Source organism: Desulfoluna sp. CYM3A (genome assembly GCF_056829965.1).
In genome coordinates this window covers 2,302,721-2,319,756 of the sequence record NZ_CP186556.1, presented here as the reverse complement: position 1 = coordinate 2,319,756, position 17,036 = coordinate 2,302,721, and the positions used below count along the sequence as shown (strand labels likewise).

At 50.1% G+C, this 17,036-nt stretch carries 14 protein-coding genes; 12 read left to right on the top strand and 2 right to left on the bottom strand.

The annotated features are described in order from the left end of the window. Nucleotides 1-6: 6 nt before the first annotated feature. Together ACOYW1_RS11970 and ACOYW1_RS11965 are read right to left on the bottom strand one after the other, a co-directional pair. Nucleotides 7-870, bottom strand: coding sequence for an adenine deaminase C-terminal domain-containing protein (locus tag ACOYW1_RS11970; RefSeq protein WP_482422975.1), 864 nt, complete (start codon nucleotides 868-870; stop codon nucleotides 7-9). After that, nucleotides 867-1,781 (bottom strand): hypothetical protein, encoded by a 915-nt coding sequence (locus tag ACOYW1_RS11965; protein ID WP_482422974.1) that lies wholly within the window; start codon nucleotides 1,779-1,781, stop codon nucleotides 867-869. The genes ACOYW1_RS11970 and ACOYW1_RS11965 overlap by 4 nt, the downstream gene beginning before the upstream one ends. Before the next feature lie 666 nt (nucleotides 1,782-2,447). On the opposite strand from ACOYW1_RS11965, the gene ACOYW1_RS11960 reads away from it, so the two are divergent. The 12 genes from ACOYW1_RS11960 to ACOYW1_RS11905 all read left to right on the top strand — a co-directional run bounded on the left by ACOYW1_RS11960 (nucleotide 2,448) and on the right by ACOYW1_RS11905 (nucleotide 16,880). Next, nucleotides 2,448-2,876: a hypothetical protein gene (locus tag ACOYW1_RS11960; protein WP_482422973.1), complete on the top strand. Its 429-nt coding sequence runs from the start codon at nucleotides 2,448-2,450 to the stop codon at nucleotides 2,874-2,876. 398 nt (nucleotides 2,877-3,274) lie between these two features. Next, nucleotides 3,275-3,655 (top strand): hypothetical protein, encoded by a 381-nt coding sequence (locus tag ACOYW1_RS11955; protein ID WP_482422972.1) that lies wholly within the window; start codon nucleotides 3,275-3,277, stop codon nucleotides 3,653-3,655. A 188-nt stretch (nucleotides 3,656-3,843) separates the two neighbouring features. After that, complete coding sequence (locus ACOYW1_RS11950; protein WP_482422971.1) at nucleotides 3,844-4,104, top strand: hypothetical protein; 261 nt, start codon at nucleotides 3,844-3,846, stop codon at nucleotides 4,102-4,104. A gap of 2,661 nt (nucleotides 4,105-6,765) precedes the next feature. Then, the gene (locus ACOYW1_RS11945) at nucleotides 6,766-8,304 is read left to right on the top strand and encodes an arylsulfatase (RefSeq protein ID WP_482422970.1); all 1,539 of its coding nucleotides are present in this window, start codon (nucleotides 6,766-6,768) and stop codon (nucleotides 8,302-8,304) included. A 175-nt stretch (nucleotides 8,305-8,479) separates the two neighbouring features. Further along, a complete protein-coding gene (gene dcd / locus ACOYW1_RS11940) occupies nucleotides 8,480-9,001 on the top strand; it encodes a dCTP deaminase (protein WP_482422969.1) in 522 nt (173 codons plus the stop codon). Nucleotides 9,002-9,291: 290 nt separating this feature from the next. Further along, entirely contained in the window at nucleotides 9,292-12,213 is a 2,922-nt protein-coding gene (locus tag ACOYW1_RS11935; RefSeq protein WP_482422968.1) for an autotransporter family protein, read from the top strand. Between the two features lie 1,016 nt (nucleotides 12,214-13,229). Continuing rightward, nucleotides 13,230-13,703, top strand: a complete 474-nt coding sequence (locus ACOYW1_RS11930) for a hypothetical protein (RefSeq protein WP_482422967.1) — start codon at nucleotides 13,230-13,232, stop codon at nucleotides 13,701-13,703. A gap of 73 nt (nucleotides 13,704-13,776) precedes the next feature. Beyond that, entirely contained in the window at nucleotides 13,777-14,346 is a 570-nt protein-coding gene (locus tag ACOYW1_RS11925; RefSeq protein ID WP_482422966.1) for a ParA family protein, read from the top strand. Beyond that, entirely contained in the window at nucleotides 14,268-14,798 is a 531-nt protein-coding gene (locus ACOYW1_RS11920; RefSeq protein ID WP_482423899.1) for a P-loop NTPase family protein, read from the top strand. The genes ACOYW1_RS11925 and ACOYW1_RS11920 overlap by 79 nt, the downstream gene beginning before the upstream one ends. A 190-nt stretch (nucleotides 14,799-14,988) precedes the next feature. After that, nucleotides 14,989-15,687: a hypothetical protein gene (locus ACOYW1_RS11915; protein WP_482422965.1), complete on the top strand. Its 699-nt coding sequence runs from the start codon at nucleotides 14,989-14,991 to the stop codon at nucleotides 15,685-15,687. Between the two features lie 244 nt (nucleotides 15,688-15,931). Further along, nucleotides 15,932-16,372, top strand: coding sequence for a hypothetical protein (locus ACOYW1_RS11910; protein ID WP_482422964.1), 441 nt, complete (start codon nucleotides 15,932-15,934; stop codon nucleotides 16,370-16,372). Nucleotides 16,373-16,538: 166 nt separating this feature from the next. Further along, nucleotides 16,539-16,880 (top strand): hypothetical protein, encoded by a 342-nt coding sequence (locus ACOYW1_RS11905; RefSeq protein ID WP_482422963.1) that lies wholly within the window; start codon nucleotides 16,539-16,541, stop codon nucleotides 16,878-16,880. Nucleotides 16,881-17,036 lie beyond the last annotated feature (156 nt).

The following is a 17,036-nucleotide window of genomic DNA, read 5'->3' as shown; positions in this document are numbered from 1 at the left end:
CCTCCCCTACTTCGCCGGGGTCAGGCCAAGGATGGGGTCAAAGGTTTCAAGGGCGATGCAGTCCACAGGCCCCACGTCCGTGATGGCGTAGTCGGGGATCGCCGTAATGGGCAGGAAGAACATGTACATCAGGGGCTCGGGCAGGTCACAGCCAAGGGCCTGGGCCGCCTTGTTGAGCAATGTCTCCTGATGCGCGATCTCCTTTGCGTCCAGGTCGCTTGCAATGCCGCCCACGGGCAGGGCAAGGAATTCGATGATTTCTCCACCTTCAACAATCACCTGGCCGCCGCCGTTTTCAATGAGATGGTTCACAGCAATGGACATGTCCTTTGCATCGGCGCCCATGACCACGATGTTGTTGTCGTCAGGCGCTGCAGAAGAGGCCATGGCTCCTTTCTTCAGCTTCCAGCCGGAGCAGAACGCCAGGGACTTGTTGCCGTTGCGGCCGAACCGTTCCACCACAGAGACCATGAGGGCGTCCTGCTCGGTGTCGGGCTGGACGATGTGGTTCCTAACCTTCAGGGTCACGTCGCGGCGTTTGCGGACAAAGGGGCCCACCACGTTCATGGAGAGAACCTCTGCGGTGCCCTCTTCCATATCCACGCGGTATTCAAAGTCGGCCTGGGTGGTTTTCTCGCACTTGAGCTCGCTGGAGAGCACGGTGCTGCGCTTGGGAGCATTCAGCTCGTAAGTCAGGTCCCTGCCTTTGGAGACCAGCTTGCCGTTGGTGATCACCGCCTCGACGTTGAAGGTTTCGGGGTTGTCCACCACGAGGATGTCCGCAAGCTTGCCCGGGGTGATGGAGCCCACAAGGTGGTCCACACGGTAGGCCTCGGCGCTGTTGATGGAGCCCATCTGGATGGCGGTCATTGGATCGACACCCTCTTTCGATGGCCAGGCGCGACCACGTGGTCCATGTGCCCTTTCTCCAGGATGTCCGTTGCCGTGACATCATCGGTGCAGAAGCTTACGCGGCGCGCAAAGGCGGGGTTCACCTCGGTGACGGCGCGGATGTTCTCTTTCAGGAAATGGGTAACGGACGACTCGCGGATCAGCATGTGCATGCCGTTTCGCATTTTTTCCACCACCTCTTCATGATCGTAGCTCTCGTGGTCGAGGCGGACACCGGCACAAAGGTAACCGTTCAGGTCCTTGCCGCGGGCCATGGGGGCGCATCCGAAGATGGTATTCCTTGTCGCGATAGCCAGGGCCCCAAGGGTGTCTTCGTCTTCTTCGATCACCGCTTCACGGACAGTCTCCCACACGCCGAAACACTCCGGCCACGTCTGGACCTCTTTGTGGGTCTCTTCGGTGAAGTTGTAGGATACCGTGGATTTGGGGAAGGTGTACGGGGTCTTGTACGGGGCTCCCCAGAAGACTTTCAAGGGGCTTTCCTTGATCTCGGCAAAGACTTCCTTCAGGCCTTCGATCCCCGAAACGGAGATGTACTCGTCAAGGCCGGAGACGATGCAGGTCGTTCCACAGGGAACCACCGCCTTTGCAAAGCTTGTGATGCTGAGTTTGCTGCATTCGCTGTGCAGGTGCCCGTCAATGAGTCCGGGTGCAAGGTACTTGCCGGTGGCGTCGATGATCTTGGTCTCTTCGCCGATGTAGCCTGTCACATCACCGATGGCGACGATGATCTCATCATAGATGGCCACGTCTGCGGGGTAGATTTCACTGGACATGACATTGACCAGCTGACCGCCTCGTACGACTTTGTGTGCCGGAACAAGGCCACGTCCGGCCCGAATGAGTCGTTTCAGCCTATCTTTACCCATTTGCATAAATCCTCCTATAAATAGTTATGAGATAGGCCGTCCATTTCTGGCAAATCAGGTTTCCCGTCCTGCAACACATATCCCGACGAATTTATGAAAGATTACAAGCGCTTACAAAAGAAGCTATGTTGTGGATGAGGGGCTATATTAAACCATATGGAAATTATTTCAATCTTTTTTGAACAAGACGAATTGAGGAGATGATTTTTTAGTTTCCCTTGAAAGGCACATTGCTGAGGCAAAACAATGCCGCAGGGGGCCGGGCATGTTCTCCCCTCCCCTGACATGATGCCGCAAACACCAACGACATTCGCACCACGCCTCCGTATGACGAGCAGCGGAGAGTGCCTTTCATTGGTCATTTACCCATACCGTTCAAAACCAGCTCACTCTTCTATCGCCGTCCTCACTTTTCTTTCCATGGATCTGGTACTTTCTTGTGGTGGGAATTTGTCATGGGATTTTTTGTTGTCTCTCGCAATGTTTCGTTTTGCCTGGAAAAAAATGACTATTAAAGCTATAAGTGGCTCACCTGCCAATGGCGACGAAACATCATTACTGCTTACCTGAATAATTTATTTTTTACCGAGAGCCTTAGCGAATTTGAGATTGGTCTACAACCGGTTACTCGTGGCATTCATCATCAATTTTAAATGGAGGCGTTAAATGAAACATGTCATTTTAGTCATTCTGGTATCGGTTTGTCTTACTGCGTGTTGCATGAACAGTCTCAAGGTGAGACCTGAAATGAGTGCCGTCGATGTGGAAAATGCAAACGTCGGTGTTGTGAAAGCAGACATTGAATTTGATTTTAGCGAGTGTTGCCCGTCCAAAGAAGAAAAGAAGATTGCTGAGAATATCAAAAAGAAATCTGAAGAGTTGTGCGCACAGCTTGTGGCGGGTGATATAACAATTGAGGCTTACAATTCCAAGATAGAAGCCATCCATAAAGGCTTATACATGGTTGTATATGCTTGTGCTGCCAGCACAGGAAGAGATATCAACGATCTTTCGAAACCTCATTTTACGATTCCGACTGTTTCTGTCCAAGAGGCTTGGGAACATTTGGAAGAGATAGATGAAATAATCGAGTAACCTACAGCCACCGTCAGGCCCAGGGTTACGCAGCATAGAACCCTTTAAAAACAACAATATTCACATGGCCAAATCCCGTATGATGGGCAGCGGAGCGTGCCCATCATCGGTCAATACCCCACATCATTCATCACCATGAAAACGCTGTTTTTCTCTCACGGCCATCCCGGGCATGGGCGGCTCGTCACATGCCCTCCCCCCCCCCAAAAAAAATCATCCTCCCCTGCCCTTAAACGTCGCCACGTGATGATGTCTCCCCTTGATAACAACCGTGAACCGTACTACCATTTGGCGCGTTTTTAAGTAAATCAGGAAACCGGCAATACATTTCTGTGCGTTTGAACTGCTTTCCGGCGGCTTGACTGGATGGCCGAAACCGATGTGAGGTAAAAAGAGACATGAAAAAGACGTTTACGGGCTGCTTGCTGTCAATGATTTTTCTCATAAGCATGCTTACCCCTGCCCTTGCAGACACCCAAACACCGCTAACAGACCGGCATCGGTTTGGCGTGGGGCTGAAAACCCACTATTTCGACTACAAGGAGCCCGGGATCATGGAGGAGACGGGTTTCATGTATGGCGTGGTCGGACACTATACGCACCACACGGCTTACAATGTGATGGTTCATGCCAGCGTCGAATACAGCATGGGCAGCCTCGATTACGACGGTCACCTTCAGGACACGCACAATCTTTCGGTACAGATACGGATGATTGGCTCGTTGAGTGCCGGGGTCTTATCGGCTATGACATCGGCATCAAGGGCAGGTACCTCATAACCCCCTACACGGGAGTCGGGTATCGCTACTGGAACGACGTTATCTCCTCTGCCTACGGATATGAACGAGAAATTCACTACTGGTATGCCCCCATCGGTGTGAAAACGGCGGGACCGCTTGCCGAGAAGTGGACCTGGGGATTGACGGCGGAATATGATCTTTTTTGTCGGGGGACCGTGAAAAGCCACGTGAGCGATGCAGACCCAGCCTACAATGACCCTTCCCTTGATCAGGGCTTTGGCGAAGGCTATGGGGTCCGGTGCTCCCTGATGTTTGAAAGGGCTCTTGCCGGGGGCGCTTCAGTCTCCATCGAGCCGTTTATTTCCTATTGGGACATGCAGCGTTCAGAGGTTGGCGACCTCTACTCCGATGGCGCGCCCATCGGCCATGTGGTCGAACCGGAAAACGAAACGCTCTCTTACGGGCTGAGCATAAGCCTCAACCGATAAGTAGAAAAAAAAGGCGCGTCATGCTCATTGACGCGTACTGATAAAGGCCATTCCAGGCATGGCCGGTTTTTCTAACACCCGATGGGCACGGCGCCAAGGCCGTCGCCCGCCCAACGGTTGCGGGCTTGCCTTTGCCCATCCTACAGGCTCGGGTTAACGACCCCGGTAGCCGTGTGTCACACGTAGGATGGGCAAAGCGAAGCGTGCCCATCTTTGAACGGTTAACCCGCACCTCCCAACCAACAGAACTCTTCGCCATACGCGATGGGCACGGCGCCAAGACCGTCGCCCGCCCAACGGTTGCGGGCTTGCCTTGCCCATCCTACAGAACTCGGGGTAACGACACTGTAGCCGTGTGTCACACGTAGGATGGGCAAAGCGAAGCGTGCCCATCTTCTGGTTACCCCACACCTTCCCAACCAACAGACCCTTTCGCCACACGCGATGGGCACGGCGCCAAGGCCACGCCCGTCCAACGGTTGCGGGCTTGCCTTTGCCCATCCTACAGAACTCGGGTTAACGACCCCGGTAGCCGTGTGCCACACGTAGGATGGGCAAAGCGGAGCGTGCCCATCTTTGCCCGGTTACCCCACACCTTCCCAACCAACAGAATCTTTCGCCATACGCGATGGGCACGGCACCAAGGCCGTCGCCGCCCAACGGTTGCGGGCTTGCCTTTGCCCATCCTACAGGACTCGGGTTAACGACCCCGGTAGCCGTGTGTCACACGTAGGATGGGCAAAGCGAAGCGTGCCCATCTTTGTTATGGTTACCTCACACCTTCCCAACCAACAGAATCTTTCGCCATACGCGATGGGCACGGCCAAGGCCGTTGCCCGTCCAACGGGTATACGTTTTGCCTTGCCCATCCTACAGAACTCGGGTTAACGACCCCGGTAGCCGTGTGCCACACGTAGGATGGGCAAAGCGGAGCGTGCCCATCTTTGTCCGGTTACCCCACACCTTCCCAACCAACAGACCCTTTCGCCATACGCGATGGGCACGGCGCCAAGACCATCATGCCGCCCAACGGTTGCGGGCTTGCCTTTGCCCATCCTACAGGGCTCGGGTTAACGACCCCGGTAGCCGTGTGCCACACGTAGGATGGGCAAAGCGGAGCGTGCCCATCTTTGCCTGGTTACCCCACACCTTCCCAACCAACAGACCCTTTCGCCACACGCGCGATGGGCACGGCGCCAAGGCCGTCGCCCACCCAACGGTTGCGGGCTTGCCTTTGCCCATCCTACAGAGCCTCGGGTTAACGACCCGGTAGCCGTGTGTCACACGTAGGATGGGCAAAGCGGAGCGTGCCCATGTTCCTGGTTACCCCACACCTTCCCAACCAACAGAGTCTTTCGCCACACGCGATGGGCACGGCGCCAAGGCCGTCGCCCGCCCAACGGTTTCGGGCTTGCCTTTGCCCATCCTACAGAACTCGGGTTAACGGCCCCCAGTAGCCATGCCACGCGTAGGATCGCGGACGACATGCCATCGTTGCCCGGTTACCCCACACCTTCCCAACCAACAGAATCTTTCACCACACGCGATGGGCACGGCGCCAAGGCCGTCGTCCACCCAACGGTTGCGGGCTTGCCTTTGCCCATCCTACAGGCTCGGGTTAACGACCCCGATAGCCGTGTGTCACACGTAGGATGGGCAAAGCGGAGCGTGCCCATCTTTGCCCATTCCACACCTTCCCAACCAATGGAACAGCTTCGCCGCACGCGATGGGCACGGCACCAAGACCGTCGCCCGCCCAACGGTTGCGGGCTTGCCTTTGCCCATCCTACAGAGCTCGGGTTAACGACTCCGGCAGCCGTGCCCAGCACGTTGCAGTAGGGCAAAGCGAAGCGTGCCCATCTTTTCATGGTTACCCAACACCTTCCCAACCAACAGACCCTTTCGCCACACGCGATGGGCACGGCGCCAAGACCGTCGCCCGCCCAACGGTTGCGGGTTTGCCTTTGCCCATCCTACAGGCTCGGGTTAACAACCCCGGTAGCCGTGTGTCACACGTAGGATGGGCAAAGCGGAGCGTGCCCATCTTTGCCCGGTTACCCCACACCTTCCCAACCAACAGACCCTTTCGCCATACGCGATGGGCACGGCACCACCATCGTCCGCCCAACGGTTGCGGGTTTGCCTTTGCCCATCCTACAGAGCTCGGGGTAACGGCTCCGTTAGCCATGTGTCACCGTCAGATGCAAAGCGAAGCGTGCCTCTTTGCCCGGTTACCCCACACCTTCCCAAACAACAGAGCCTTTCGTCATACGCGATGGGCACAGCACCAGGCCATCGCCAGCCCAACAGGTGCGGGCTTGCCTTGCCCATCCTACAGGGCTCGGGTTAACGCGACGCCAGTAGCCGTGTGTCACACGTAGGATGGGCAAAGCGAAGCGTGCCCATAGTAGCGCTTGTTTTTACCTTCAAGCTTGCCTCAGCCCTATGTCCCCTTTATACTTACCCATAACAGAGGAGATCCCGACTCCCTTCGCTACCAATTTCAGCACCTTTCCCACTGCCACAATCTCCCCTTTTCCTTTCAAACCCAGACCTTTTTGCAGAACCCACGTTTTTTCCAAACATAGACGTTAAGTCAACGGCAACCGGCCTTTCAGCCAGTGCTGGATGCCCCCTCACCCCAAGCGTAAGGAGTCTTCCATGAAGCCCATCATCGTCTTTTTCGCCTGCCTCCTTGTCGTACTGGCATTCCCTTTTCAATCCGCAGTCGCCGCTAAAAAACCCAACATCCTTGTAATCTTCACTGACGATGTGGGGTGGTCCAATATCGGGGCCTACCACCAAGGGCTCATGAGCGGTCGCACCCCCAACATCGATAAGCTCGCAGCCCAGGGCATGCGATTCACCGATTACTATGCTCAGCCCACTTGCACGGCCGGGCGATCGGCGTTTATCACCGGCCAATTTCCCGTGCGGACGGGCATGCACACCGTGGGCCTCCCGGGGGATCCTGTGGGGCTCAAACCGGAGACCCCTACCCTGCCTGAGCTCCTCAAGCTTCAAGGATACGTCACCGGTCAGTTCGGCAAAAACCACCTGGGGGACCGTGATGAGTTCCTTCCCACAAAACATGGGTTTGATGAGTTCTGGGGCTGGCTCTACCATCTCAACGGTATGGAGTACACTTCGGATCCGGAGTGGCCGGATAGCCCGGAAGCCAAAGCCTTTGAGCCGAGAAATGCCATCCACGCCTGGGCAACCTCCAAGGGAAAGCAGAAAATCGAGGATGACGGCCCTATCCCCCCCAAACGCATGGAGACCCTGGACGATGAGGTGAACAAGCACGCCCTTGCCTTCATTGAAAAAGCCGTGGCCGACAAGAAACCCTTTTTTACCTGGTACTGTCCCTCACGGGCCCACGTGTGGTCCTACTTCTCTGAAAAATACGAAAAAATGCTTGGGACCAACGGCTGGGGCATGCAGGAGGTGGTCATGAAAGATCTGGACGACCACGTTGGGGAAGTGCTGGACCGTCTGGACAAACTGGGGGTTGCGGACAACACCAATCGCCTGCCAATTTCCACAGCAGACAACGGACCGGAGATCATGACCTGGCCCGACGGTGGCATGACCCCCTTCCACGGCGAAAAGGGTACCACCTGGGAGGGTGGCGTGCGGGTTCCCATGATCATCCGCTGGCCCGGCAAGATCAAAGCGGGCGTGGTAAACAACGGGCTTTTTGACGGCATGGATTTTCTCCCGACCCTGGTTGCTGCAGCGGGGGGACCAAAGGATCTGAAAAAGAAGCTGCTTAAAGGGTACAAAGGGCAAAAAGCCCACCTGGATGGGTACAACCAGATGGACCTTCTCACCGGCAAGGGCCCATCCAAACGAAAAGAGATCATCTACTACGAGCGCACCACCCTCCAGGCTGTTCGCTACGGGGACTGGAAAGCGCATTTCATTGTTCAACGCGGAGGATGGTTCGGGGCCAAAGAGAGATTAGGTGCTCCCCTTCTCTTTAACCTGCGGCAGGATCCTTACGAGCGGGCTGCCGATGAGTCCGGCATGTACATCAACTGGATGGGTAAAAAGATGTGGGCCTTCGGCCCGGCCCAACGCCTGGTTCAAAAGCACCTCGCAACCTTTGAGGAGTGGCCCCCGGCAAGTGCAAGCGCAACGAAAAACAGCGATGAGCTTAAGTCTTTTATGGAAGGAGATCAGGGCATGGGCCAGTGATCAAAGCAAGATAAACCCAGTTCCTTGATTTTTTTGGCCGCTTTTGCCATAAAAGCGGCCAAAATGCGTTTGGAAGCCAAACGTTTGCAATCGACAAGCCCCCTTCTGTATATACCCCTTACAAGAAAACCTTCGAATGTAAGCCCACCTCAACCAGACCCGCAAGGAGATCAACATGATTTTATCCGGAAAAGAGATCGAATCGAGGCTCAACGGCGACATTTGCATCGACCCCTTTGATAAAAAGAGGATAAATCCCAATAGTTACAATTTGACATTGCACGATGAGCTGTTGATCTACACCGACCCGGTCCTTGACATGAAAAAAGAGCACAGCACCGAAAGCATCACCATTCCAGCCGAGGGGCTGATCCTGGAACCCCACCGGCTGTACCTGGGCCGGACCGTCGAATACACGGAAACCAGCAATCTGGTCCCGATGCTCGAAGGCCGCTCCTCCATCGGACGGCTCGGCCTGTTTGTTCATGTGACGGCAGGTTTCGGCGATGTCGGGTTCAAAGGGTTTTGGACGTTGGAGATATTCTGCATCCAGCCCATCAGGATTTATTCCGGTGTCGAGGTCTGTCAGATCTATTACCACACCCTTGAAGGCTCCCATGAAACCTATTCCAGCGGGAAGTATCAGGGCAACAAGGGCATTCAACCCAGTTTGCTGTACCGGGATTTCAAAAAGTAGGAAATACCTTTCATCCCCTCTTTCTCGTTGTTATTCAGGTGCATCAATGCACTATCACGCCCTTTCGCATGGGACCTTGCTGTCCCTTGACGCAAGGGTAAAAAACTGAGATCATTGAGGTTATCAAACGGATAACTCTCTTATTTCTCTCCTCTTTGCCTTTCATACAAAGTACCCTCACTACCCCGGCGAGCTGAATGCTCCCATCTTCTGCGTTATCAGAGCTTCAAGGTAAACAACTACATCCGCAGTTCCAACGCATCGCACAAGCTGTGACAGGAGGAAACACGATGAGAAAACAGCTTCTTTTCGCATGTCTTTTTCTCGGGATGGTCAGCTCCGTGGCCGCCGACACCCTTGTCCAGACGTCAGGTGGATTTATAAACGGGTTCGGCATGATCGGATCCTATGATCCGAAGTACGACGCCCTGTTCTTCCCCGCAGGTCGGAATTACAAATTTTTTGTGGAAAGAGACACCTCCATTACTGCGTATCCTCACAGAGTCTGGGCAGATGTTACCTTTGGCGACCTGACGGACCCACACCGCATGGCCATCACATTCCAGGGCTCGGATTTCGACCAGATGCACTTAAGCGGCTGGAAGCGCACCTTGCAGTGCAGCCATTTTGAGATCAACAACGCCGACGCCGATTCCGGGGCCATCCAGCTATTGTTTTATGGGGCCGACAACCGCCTCACACTGAACAACTCGACCATGGATTTCACCATACGAAGCCCAGGATTTATCGCCACAGCCCCCATGGCCCTTCATATCGGCAGTGGGACCAACAAAATCACGGGCATGCAGCGGCTGTATGCACCGCAAACCTTTAACCTTGACATTGACCCCGGGGCATCCCTGGAATTTTTCTACTCCGGCTCGCTGTCAGCAACCTATGACGACGAGCGCCTCTACTTTCATTCGCCCGTCAGCGGCACCATCAACGGAGGGGCGCTTACCTTTACCTACAGCAACGCGTATTTCAACTCCACGGACCAGTTCCGGCTGATAAACGGGGCTCAACTTGAGCTCAAGGGATCCCGGACATCGTTGGAGCTGGAGAAACTTTACGTGGAAGACAGCCGTGTGGTTGTCGGGGGCAACACAAGCATCCAGATGAACGATGAGCTGACCCTTAAAGATTCAACACTCAATTTCGGGTCCGGGGGGCACCTTACCACAGACATTGTTATTGTAACGGACGGGGCCGTGGCCCTGGATGGTTCCGACATAGACTCGGGGATTCGCGGTAAAAGCATCATCGACCTGAACCACAACGGCGCCACCACCCAGTACACGCAAAACAATATCTCGGATGCTGTATACAGCCATGTGTTCATCGACGCTGGCTCATCCATTACGCTCAACGACTCCATGCTGACGGTGCTGGACCAGCTCCACCTGCACGGCCATGCCGATATTACTATCAACAGCCAGGGTGTTCTGCGCCTGTTTGGCGGGGTCGACTCCAGAAGCTCTTTGGTGGACCTGACCATTGCCTCCGGCGGGCAAATGAATGTCTACAAAACGGCGGCGTTTTATCACAACGCTTCGTCCAACATCACAAACAACGGACGAATCGGTGTTTTCGGCGAATACCATGCCCACGGGACCCTTACCGGGACCGGTAGCCTCACTGTGTATGACGACGGCCTTCTCTGGGTGGGCCCTTCCTACACCAGCCTGCACTCTGCAACAATCAATAACCAGCTGGCTTTTGGACCGTCAGAGCCCCTTATTCGGTCCACCGGTGGTAAGTTTTGGGCGACCCTTGATGTCAACGGCGGCGTGGCAGCCAACGATGTTCTGCATTACGGAGACGGCGACGTGGATCTCACCACCATCGGAGAGGTGAAGGTGGCCACATTAAAGCCATTGACAGCCAGCGCCATGGACAGCAAGGAGTTTACGCTCATTGCCAGCAACGGCGGTGCAGGAACCCTGCAGGCCGGCTCCAACCTTCCCCTTGTGGAGGACGGCACCATCCCTGCGCTGATCGATTTTACCGTGGGAGACAAAAACACAAACGGAAAGCCGGATCTCACCCTGACAGCCGCCAGGCAACCGGTCTCGACCCTGACGTCCCACCCTGCAATCCAGACGGCCAACCACTCCGGTTCCGCTAATCTGCTGGTCAATGCCAGCCTGGCAGGCAACGCCACCATCAATCAGGCCCTGGACGCCCTCACCAACGCGCAAGTAGCCAGTCACATGGATTCCATCCATGCAGAACCCTACTCCTCCTACATGACGGTGGCCCTGGAGCACATGGACATGACCATGAACACGGTCTTAAACCATGCCTTCCAAGGCAGCCGCATTGCAACCGGCCAAGGCCTGGAGACCAGTGACGTCACCACCCGCAAGCGATTCTGGGCCGATGCCGGTTATGTGCGTGGTGACATCGACGGAGACAACGGCCTCGGCGATTTCAATTACGATTTATTCGGCCTGGTTGTGGGCACGGATCTTACGCAGAGTGAGGACGCCGCCCTGGGAGTGTATTTTTCGTATGGAACCCAGAAGATGGATGAGCATGATGCCGCCTGGCAGGATTTTGAAAGCGATATCTACCAGCTCGGCGCATACCTGAACAAAAAGACGGCCTCACGCATCGATATCAGCGGATTGATCGGGTATGCCTACGGACGGCACAACTCCGAGCGATCTGTGACCCTGGGCAACACCACAGACACGCCCGAAGCCGATTTTGACAGCCACAGCCTTTACGGCGGGCTAAAGGCACGCCTGCCCTGGCAACCAGCCGATTGGGTAACCCTCTCCCCTGAACTCGGCCTTCTCTACGCCTATTATTACCAGGAATCGTTCACTGAATCAGGCAACCCGGACCTCAGCCTGCAGGTGGACTCAGCCGATGCCCAGTCCATTGTCACCTCTGCCGGAGTCCAGGCACGTTTTAAGAGCATCACAAGCCAAATGGGTCTCCATCCCCTTGCTTTCGTGGGCTATGAGCACGACTGGTATGCCAACAAAAACAGCCACCACACCATTGACGCCGCCCTGGCATCCCACCCGGAAACCACCCTCCCCTTTGTAGGACAAAATCGCGGCGAGCATGTCCTGGTTACCGGCCTCGGCCTTGAAACCGACCTTTCAAGCGCCTTGCAGATAAGCGGTGGAGGCATGTATGCCCTCACAAGCAACGGGTACGAGTGGGGGGCGGGGTTGAATGTGGCATATAGATGGTAGAAATCGGTGGTGATAATGACCCATATTTGAGCGTCGAGTGACGATGGCGCGTTTTGATGAGGTAATAAAAAAGGGGACGTCGCTTTGATGCGATGTCCCCTCTTATATTTTAGCGGTCGGGGTGGGAGGATTCGAATCTATATTCCAATGTATAAAAGTTCATATAATCAGTCATTATGGTTCGCTGTTACTTTTCATTCGAATTGACCACCCATATCTGTAATGAACAACTGTATAAAAAAGAAACAGAATTTGTTATCAATACATAAAAAACAATGGTACACGATGGTTCTATGCTTGGTGAAGAATGGTTATGTCCTAAAAATCCATATATAAAAATGGGATAAATGAAATCAGGGTGTTATGAATATTAACGGAACCTTGACCACGTATCTTGTGCAAACTGTTACATTGGGCCGTCAGTCTCTCTTTGTATATAAATGTCTTCACCTTCAGTGCAGGTCTTTTACGGCTCAGAGATTATCAAGGGGGCTGTGCGGCAACACCGGAAAGACGTCATGTTCAAAATGCAGGAAGTCCACATGTTGGCAGTGACCAGTGGAAAACTTGTCTTGAGAGATTTACTTCGGCTCTAAATAAAGCCATAGGACTATCTATTATCAATATGGACAAACTTACAGCAGGTTATTCATCTTCTGGGTTTTCCATTTGGCACTATATCATAGGGCATGGTGTAACCAGTTGGCCCAAAAGCCCTCTTCCAGAGCTATTCTATAGTCATAGCGTCTTGAAGTAATGTGAACCCTTAAATCATAATGGTTCACATCCGCTCTTGCATTTATGTGAATCAAGGAGTAAGGATTTGAGTCAGCAATGATAAATATCTGAATTGACATTGACTATATCGCTGGCATAATTTGCAATATTTTGGGGTGAGTTTCAATCGAAGCAATAGTTATATGTTCTAGAATATGAATATGTTCCGTTTATAGAAAATGACGAATTTTAGAGGGTGTCTGGCTTACTTAATACTGCTTGTTAAGCCCGAGGTGCTAATGAGAGATATTTTACCAATTCCAACGTTGCAAACTTATGAAGATTGGTTGCTCAAAGCCAAATATGACTTTATGAATTTTGAGAAAACAAGTAATGTATATGACTTAGCAAATTGTCTTCTCTCCTTAAACGCGTTACCTGAATGGCTTGCTAATTCAGAAAATGTTTCCGAGGATATAAGGACTCTTGGGAAGAATAAAAATGATATTATGAAAGGAGAAGAAGGTAAATTTGTCTTCGATGAAAGTAAATTGGATCAGATCGATCAGCAACTTAGAATGATACGTTTATTTTGCAACCATGCAAAACACTGTAAAAAGAAAGAATGCTTTGTGAAAATTTCTACAACAGCAGCATTCCCAGTATCGTTTCCTTGTAAGTTTGAACAACTGGAGGTTGGGTCTACAAGCGTTAATGCCTCAGAAATAATTAGAAACGTAATAAAGTTTTGGGAAAAAGCTCTTTCAAAGTAGCTTAATAGAATTTTGTGATTTTTTTTAAAACAGTGAGTTACCCCAACTGTATAGACAAAATAAGGAGTTTGAATTGAAAGTAATATCACTATTTAATCACAAAGGTGGTGTTAGCAAAACAACAACCGCTTTTAATCTTGGTTGGATGCTTGCAGAACAAGGCCATAAAACTCTGATTGTGGATGCTGATCCTCAATGTAACCTAACGGCATTGGTTCTTGATTACAATGACGTTGAAGATATCGAAGAGTTTTATAAAGGCAATCCAGGGTGTGATATTGCTTCAGGACTATCACCCATAATGTCAGGTAGTTTATCAGGCTTAGCACCTGGCAATCCTGTCCAGACTTCAAACGAAAATTTGTTTCTTTACTGTGGTAATTTGATGCTATCTGAATTTGAGACTCAAATTAGTGTTGCATTAACAACTAGCCACGCTATTCCTGCAATCAAAAATATTCCAGGAAGTGTTTGTGAACTTTTCAAAATCACAGGTATCACGCATGAATTTGATTACGTTATAATTGACATGAGCCCCAGTGTGGCGCTCAACCGTGCTTACTTATGGCGAGTGATTATTTTATTGTCCCAACATCTCCAGACTTTTTTTGCGCTCAAGCCATTAAATCATTATCAAACGTAATTCCAAGATGGAATAAAGAGATTACATCCTTTAGAGAAAGTGGTGTAGACTACGCATTTCCCGAAAATCCACCAAAATTTCTTGGGTTCATATCACAACGATACCGCCCGCGGGGTGGTGCTCCAGCAAAGTCGTTTCAGCGTTGGATAGATATTATAAAATCAACAGTAAGAGACGAACTGATTCCAGCTTTGGAGCCACTCAACATGACGGTTGATTCGTCTACATTCAGAGATAATGTTGGAGGTGATGAACCATTTAATTTAGCCAATATTTCTGATTTTAACTCGCTGATAGCTCAGTCTCAAAAATACAATGTTCCAATTTTTGCACTGACAGACGATCAATTTGAACAAACTGGTGTAATTTTGAAAACGATGCAAGAAAATCGAGAAAAATTCAAAGAGGTTTTTAAGAATTTGGCCAATAATGATGTCAGATGGTCTGGTTGAGGGCGTGTCTCGGTAGGATTGTCCCCCCAAACGTTGTAAAGCTGAGCGGCTCATTTTTTCGCAGCACAGCTTTGCAACGCCGGTTATTAAATCTTTGGAGGTACAATGTCGCTATATAATATTCCAGAAGAATACAGACTTATTTCAGGGGGTCTCTTAAGAAAAAGGTCCTGAATTTCAGATAGACGTAATGCGTGAATGGTTTTTATCTAAGTTTCAAGACCCAGTCCATGAGTGCCCATATGATGGGAGGGACGGTGGGTATCAATTTATTTATGGTGGCCCCTATGAAGCTCACGACGAATTATTCTCGGAGTTTGGTCAAGTGGTCGATGAGGAGTTAATAATCAAACTTGGCGATGATCTTTCTGTAGATTGCCCAGAGTGGTCTGCTATTCCTACTCGAGAGTTTTATGATGACTATCTATATGATTACGTAGGGAAAAGTGAAAATGCACTACAAAGTTTAAATACTTCGATGGAAAATTTAAAAACTCTTCTTTCGGTAGAAGTTGCTAAATCCGTGGAAGAAACCTTCTTTCAAATGATTTACGTAAACGTGATTACATCGCTTGAAGCCTATTTGTCTGAGTTTTCTATTGGAAAAGTTGAATCGGAAGATGATACCTCAGAAAATTCGTTGAAAATAGTTCAGAATTTAAGAATCAAAAATTTTCCTTATCAGAAATTTTCAAATAAAAAAGAATCACTGCAAGAGAGTGTTAAAGAGTACCTTATTAATTTACTATGGCACAATCTACCTAAATTAAAGCCAATGTTCAAGAACACACTGAATATAGATTTTCCTGAAAACATTGGGAGCTTAGTACGAGCAACTCATAAAAGACACGACCTTGTTCATAGGGGGGAAAACAAAAGAGGGGATTAAAGTATCCATTCAAAAAATTGAAATCGAAAATCTTATAAATGATGTATCTGAATTTGCGAAGTATATTAACAGTAGTTATGTTTGCTCGATTGAATTTTGACTAAATCTTAACTCAGGCCAAGCCGCAAGTTTGTCGTTTAAAAAAATATCGTAATCAAACACTATTGATATTCTCTCACTTGAATTAATTGGCCTTATCTTGTTAATACTGCTACTGATTATTAACAACCAAATGGAAAAGCAAATGTATTATGTAAGAAGGCTATTAAAAGGAAAGACTCTTTCTCAAGATGACCTTATCCCCTTTTTAGTTCTTGCAATATATTCTTTTGGTGGCAAAGCTCTAAAGAGTGCTGTCGATGAACGAATGTACGAATGGCTTTCTTTTAGAGTTTCAAAAACTGTATACCAAGAAAGGGTTGCTAACAATATCGAACGCTGGAAACATGATATTGCTTGGTCCAAAGAGCGCGCAAAACTTCATCATAATTACGTCAAATCAGCTACTCAGGCCGGAAGAGGTGTTTGGGAACTGACACCCCAGGGCTTAGAGTGTGCTAGGAAATTAAAAAGAGAATTAGATACGTCTGTAAAATTACGAAAAACTAACTATCCACTGGAAAGGGGCCGATTCCACAACAATACAGCACCTAAGCTCCGGTTCCTTACAGTTTTACCATGGTGAATCATGAAGCAAGTGTTTTGTTGGAAACATAAAGAAACTATAATTATGAACGGAGTATCTTGACTTTCACTCTCTTGATGCTTATTCGTATACAAATTTTTTTTTAAAATCATTCACACATATTAAAACTTACCACCTTTGTCGACCGATAGAAGTTTCAAGCTATATGGAGCAGGGTATTTTACTCTTTGACACACATAGCTTAATCCAAATTTTGAGAGTTAAGGATTATTTAGGTATTGAAATTTCAGATCACGATATTCAGACAACAATTGAAGAGCATAGTGATAAATTGTTGAGCCCAGGTGTTTGCTTGGCTATCGATGATAGATTCATGATAAGTGACTGCGCTCATTACGCTATTTATGGTAGTGAGTGTCTTCTCGGGTTAGTCGGGTTATTAAATTCTAAATATCCTCGAATATCGAAACAATTTTTAAAAAGTGTTGGAAGGCCGACAGTTTTTGAAATAGATTTACCGGTTTCATTTTGTAATGAACTTCTTTAGAAGGCTTGGTTAAAGAAATTAATAATGCCATCTATGACAATGAAATTTCATACGAAGTTGATTTTGCATTTGACTTAAAAGTACCTGTACCACCTGAAAATATAGTGAACTATTATCACCCTAATGAACTCCACAACCCTATTGAATATGGCACTT

What these genes read in the sequence shown, in the direction of transcription:
- ACOYW1_RS11930 (WP_482422967.1), top strand. Translation starts at nt 13,230, where the DNA reads ATGAGAGATATTTTACCAATTCCAACGTTGCAAACTTATGAAGATTGG.
- ACOYW1_RS11965 (WP_482422974.1), bottom strand. Translation starts at nt 1,781, where the DNA reads ATGGGTAAAGATAGGCTGAAACGACTCATTCGGGCCGGACGTGGCCTT.
- ACOYW1_RS11970 (WP_482422975.1), bottom strand. Translation starts at nt 870, where the DNA reads ATGACCGCCATCCAGATGGGCTCCATCAACAGCGCCGAGGCCTACCGT.
- ACOYW1_RS11955 (WP_482422972.1), top strand. Translation starts at nt 3,275, where the DNA reads ATGAAAAAGACGTTTACGGGCTGCTTGCTGTCAATGATTTTTCTCATA.
- dcd (WP_482422969.1), top strand. Translation starts at nt 8,480, where the DNA reads ATGATTTTATCCGGAAAAGAGATCGAATCGAGGCTCAACGGCGACATT.
- ACOYW1_RS11915 (WP_482422965.1), top strand. Translation starts at nt 14,989, where the DNA reads ATGCGTGAATGGTTTTTATCTAAGTTTCAAGACCCAGTCCATGAGTGC.
- ACOYW1_RS11920 (WP_482423899.1), top strand. Translation starts at nt 14,268, where the DNA reads ATGGCGAGTGATTATTTTATTGTCCCAACATCTCCAGACTTTTTTTGC.
- ACOYW1_RS11905 (WP_482422963.1), top strand. Translation starts at nt 16,539, where the DNA reads ATGGAGCAGGGTATTTTACTCTTTGACACACATAGCTTAATCCAAATT.
- ACOYW1_RS11945 (WP_482422970.1), top strand. Translation starts at nt 6,766, where the DNA reads ATGAAGCCCATCATCGTCTTTTTCGCCTGCCTCCTTGTCGTACTGGCA.
- ACOYW1_RS11935 (WP_482422968.1), top strand. Translation starts at nt 9,292, where the DNA reads ATGAGAAAACAGCTTCTTTTCGCATGTCTTTTTCTCGGGATGGTCAGC.
- ACOYW1_RS11960 (WP_482422973.1), top strand. Translation starts at nt 2,448, where the DNA reads ATGAAACATGTCATTTTAGTCATTCTGGTATCGGTTTGTCTTACTGCG.
- ACOYW1_RS11910 (WP_482422964.1), top strand. Translation starts at nt 15,932, where the DNA reads ATGTATTATGTAAGAAGGCTATTAAAAGGAAAGACTCTTTCTCAAGAT.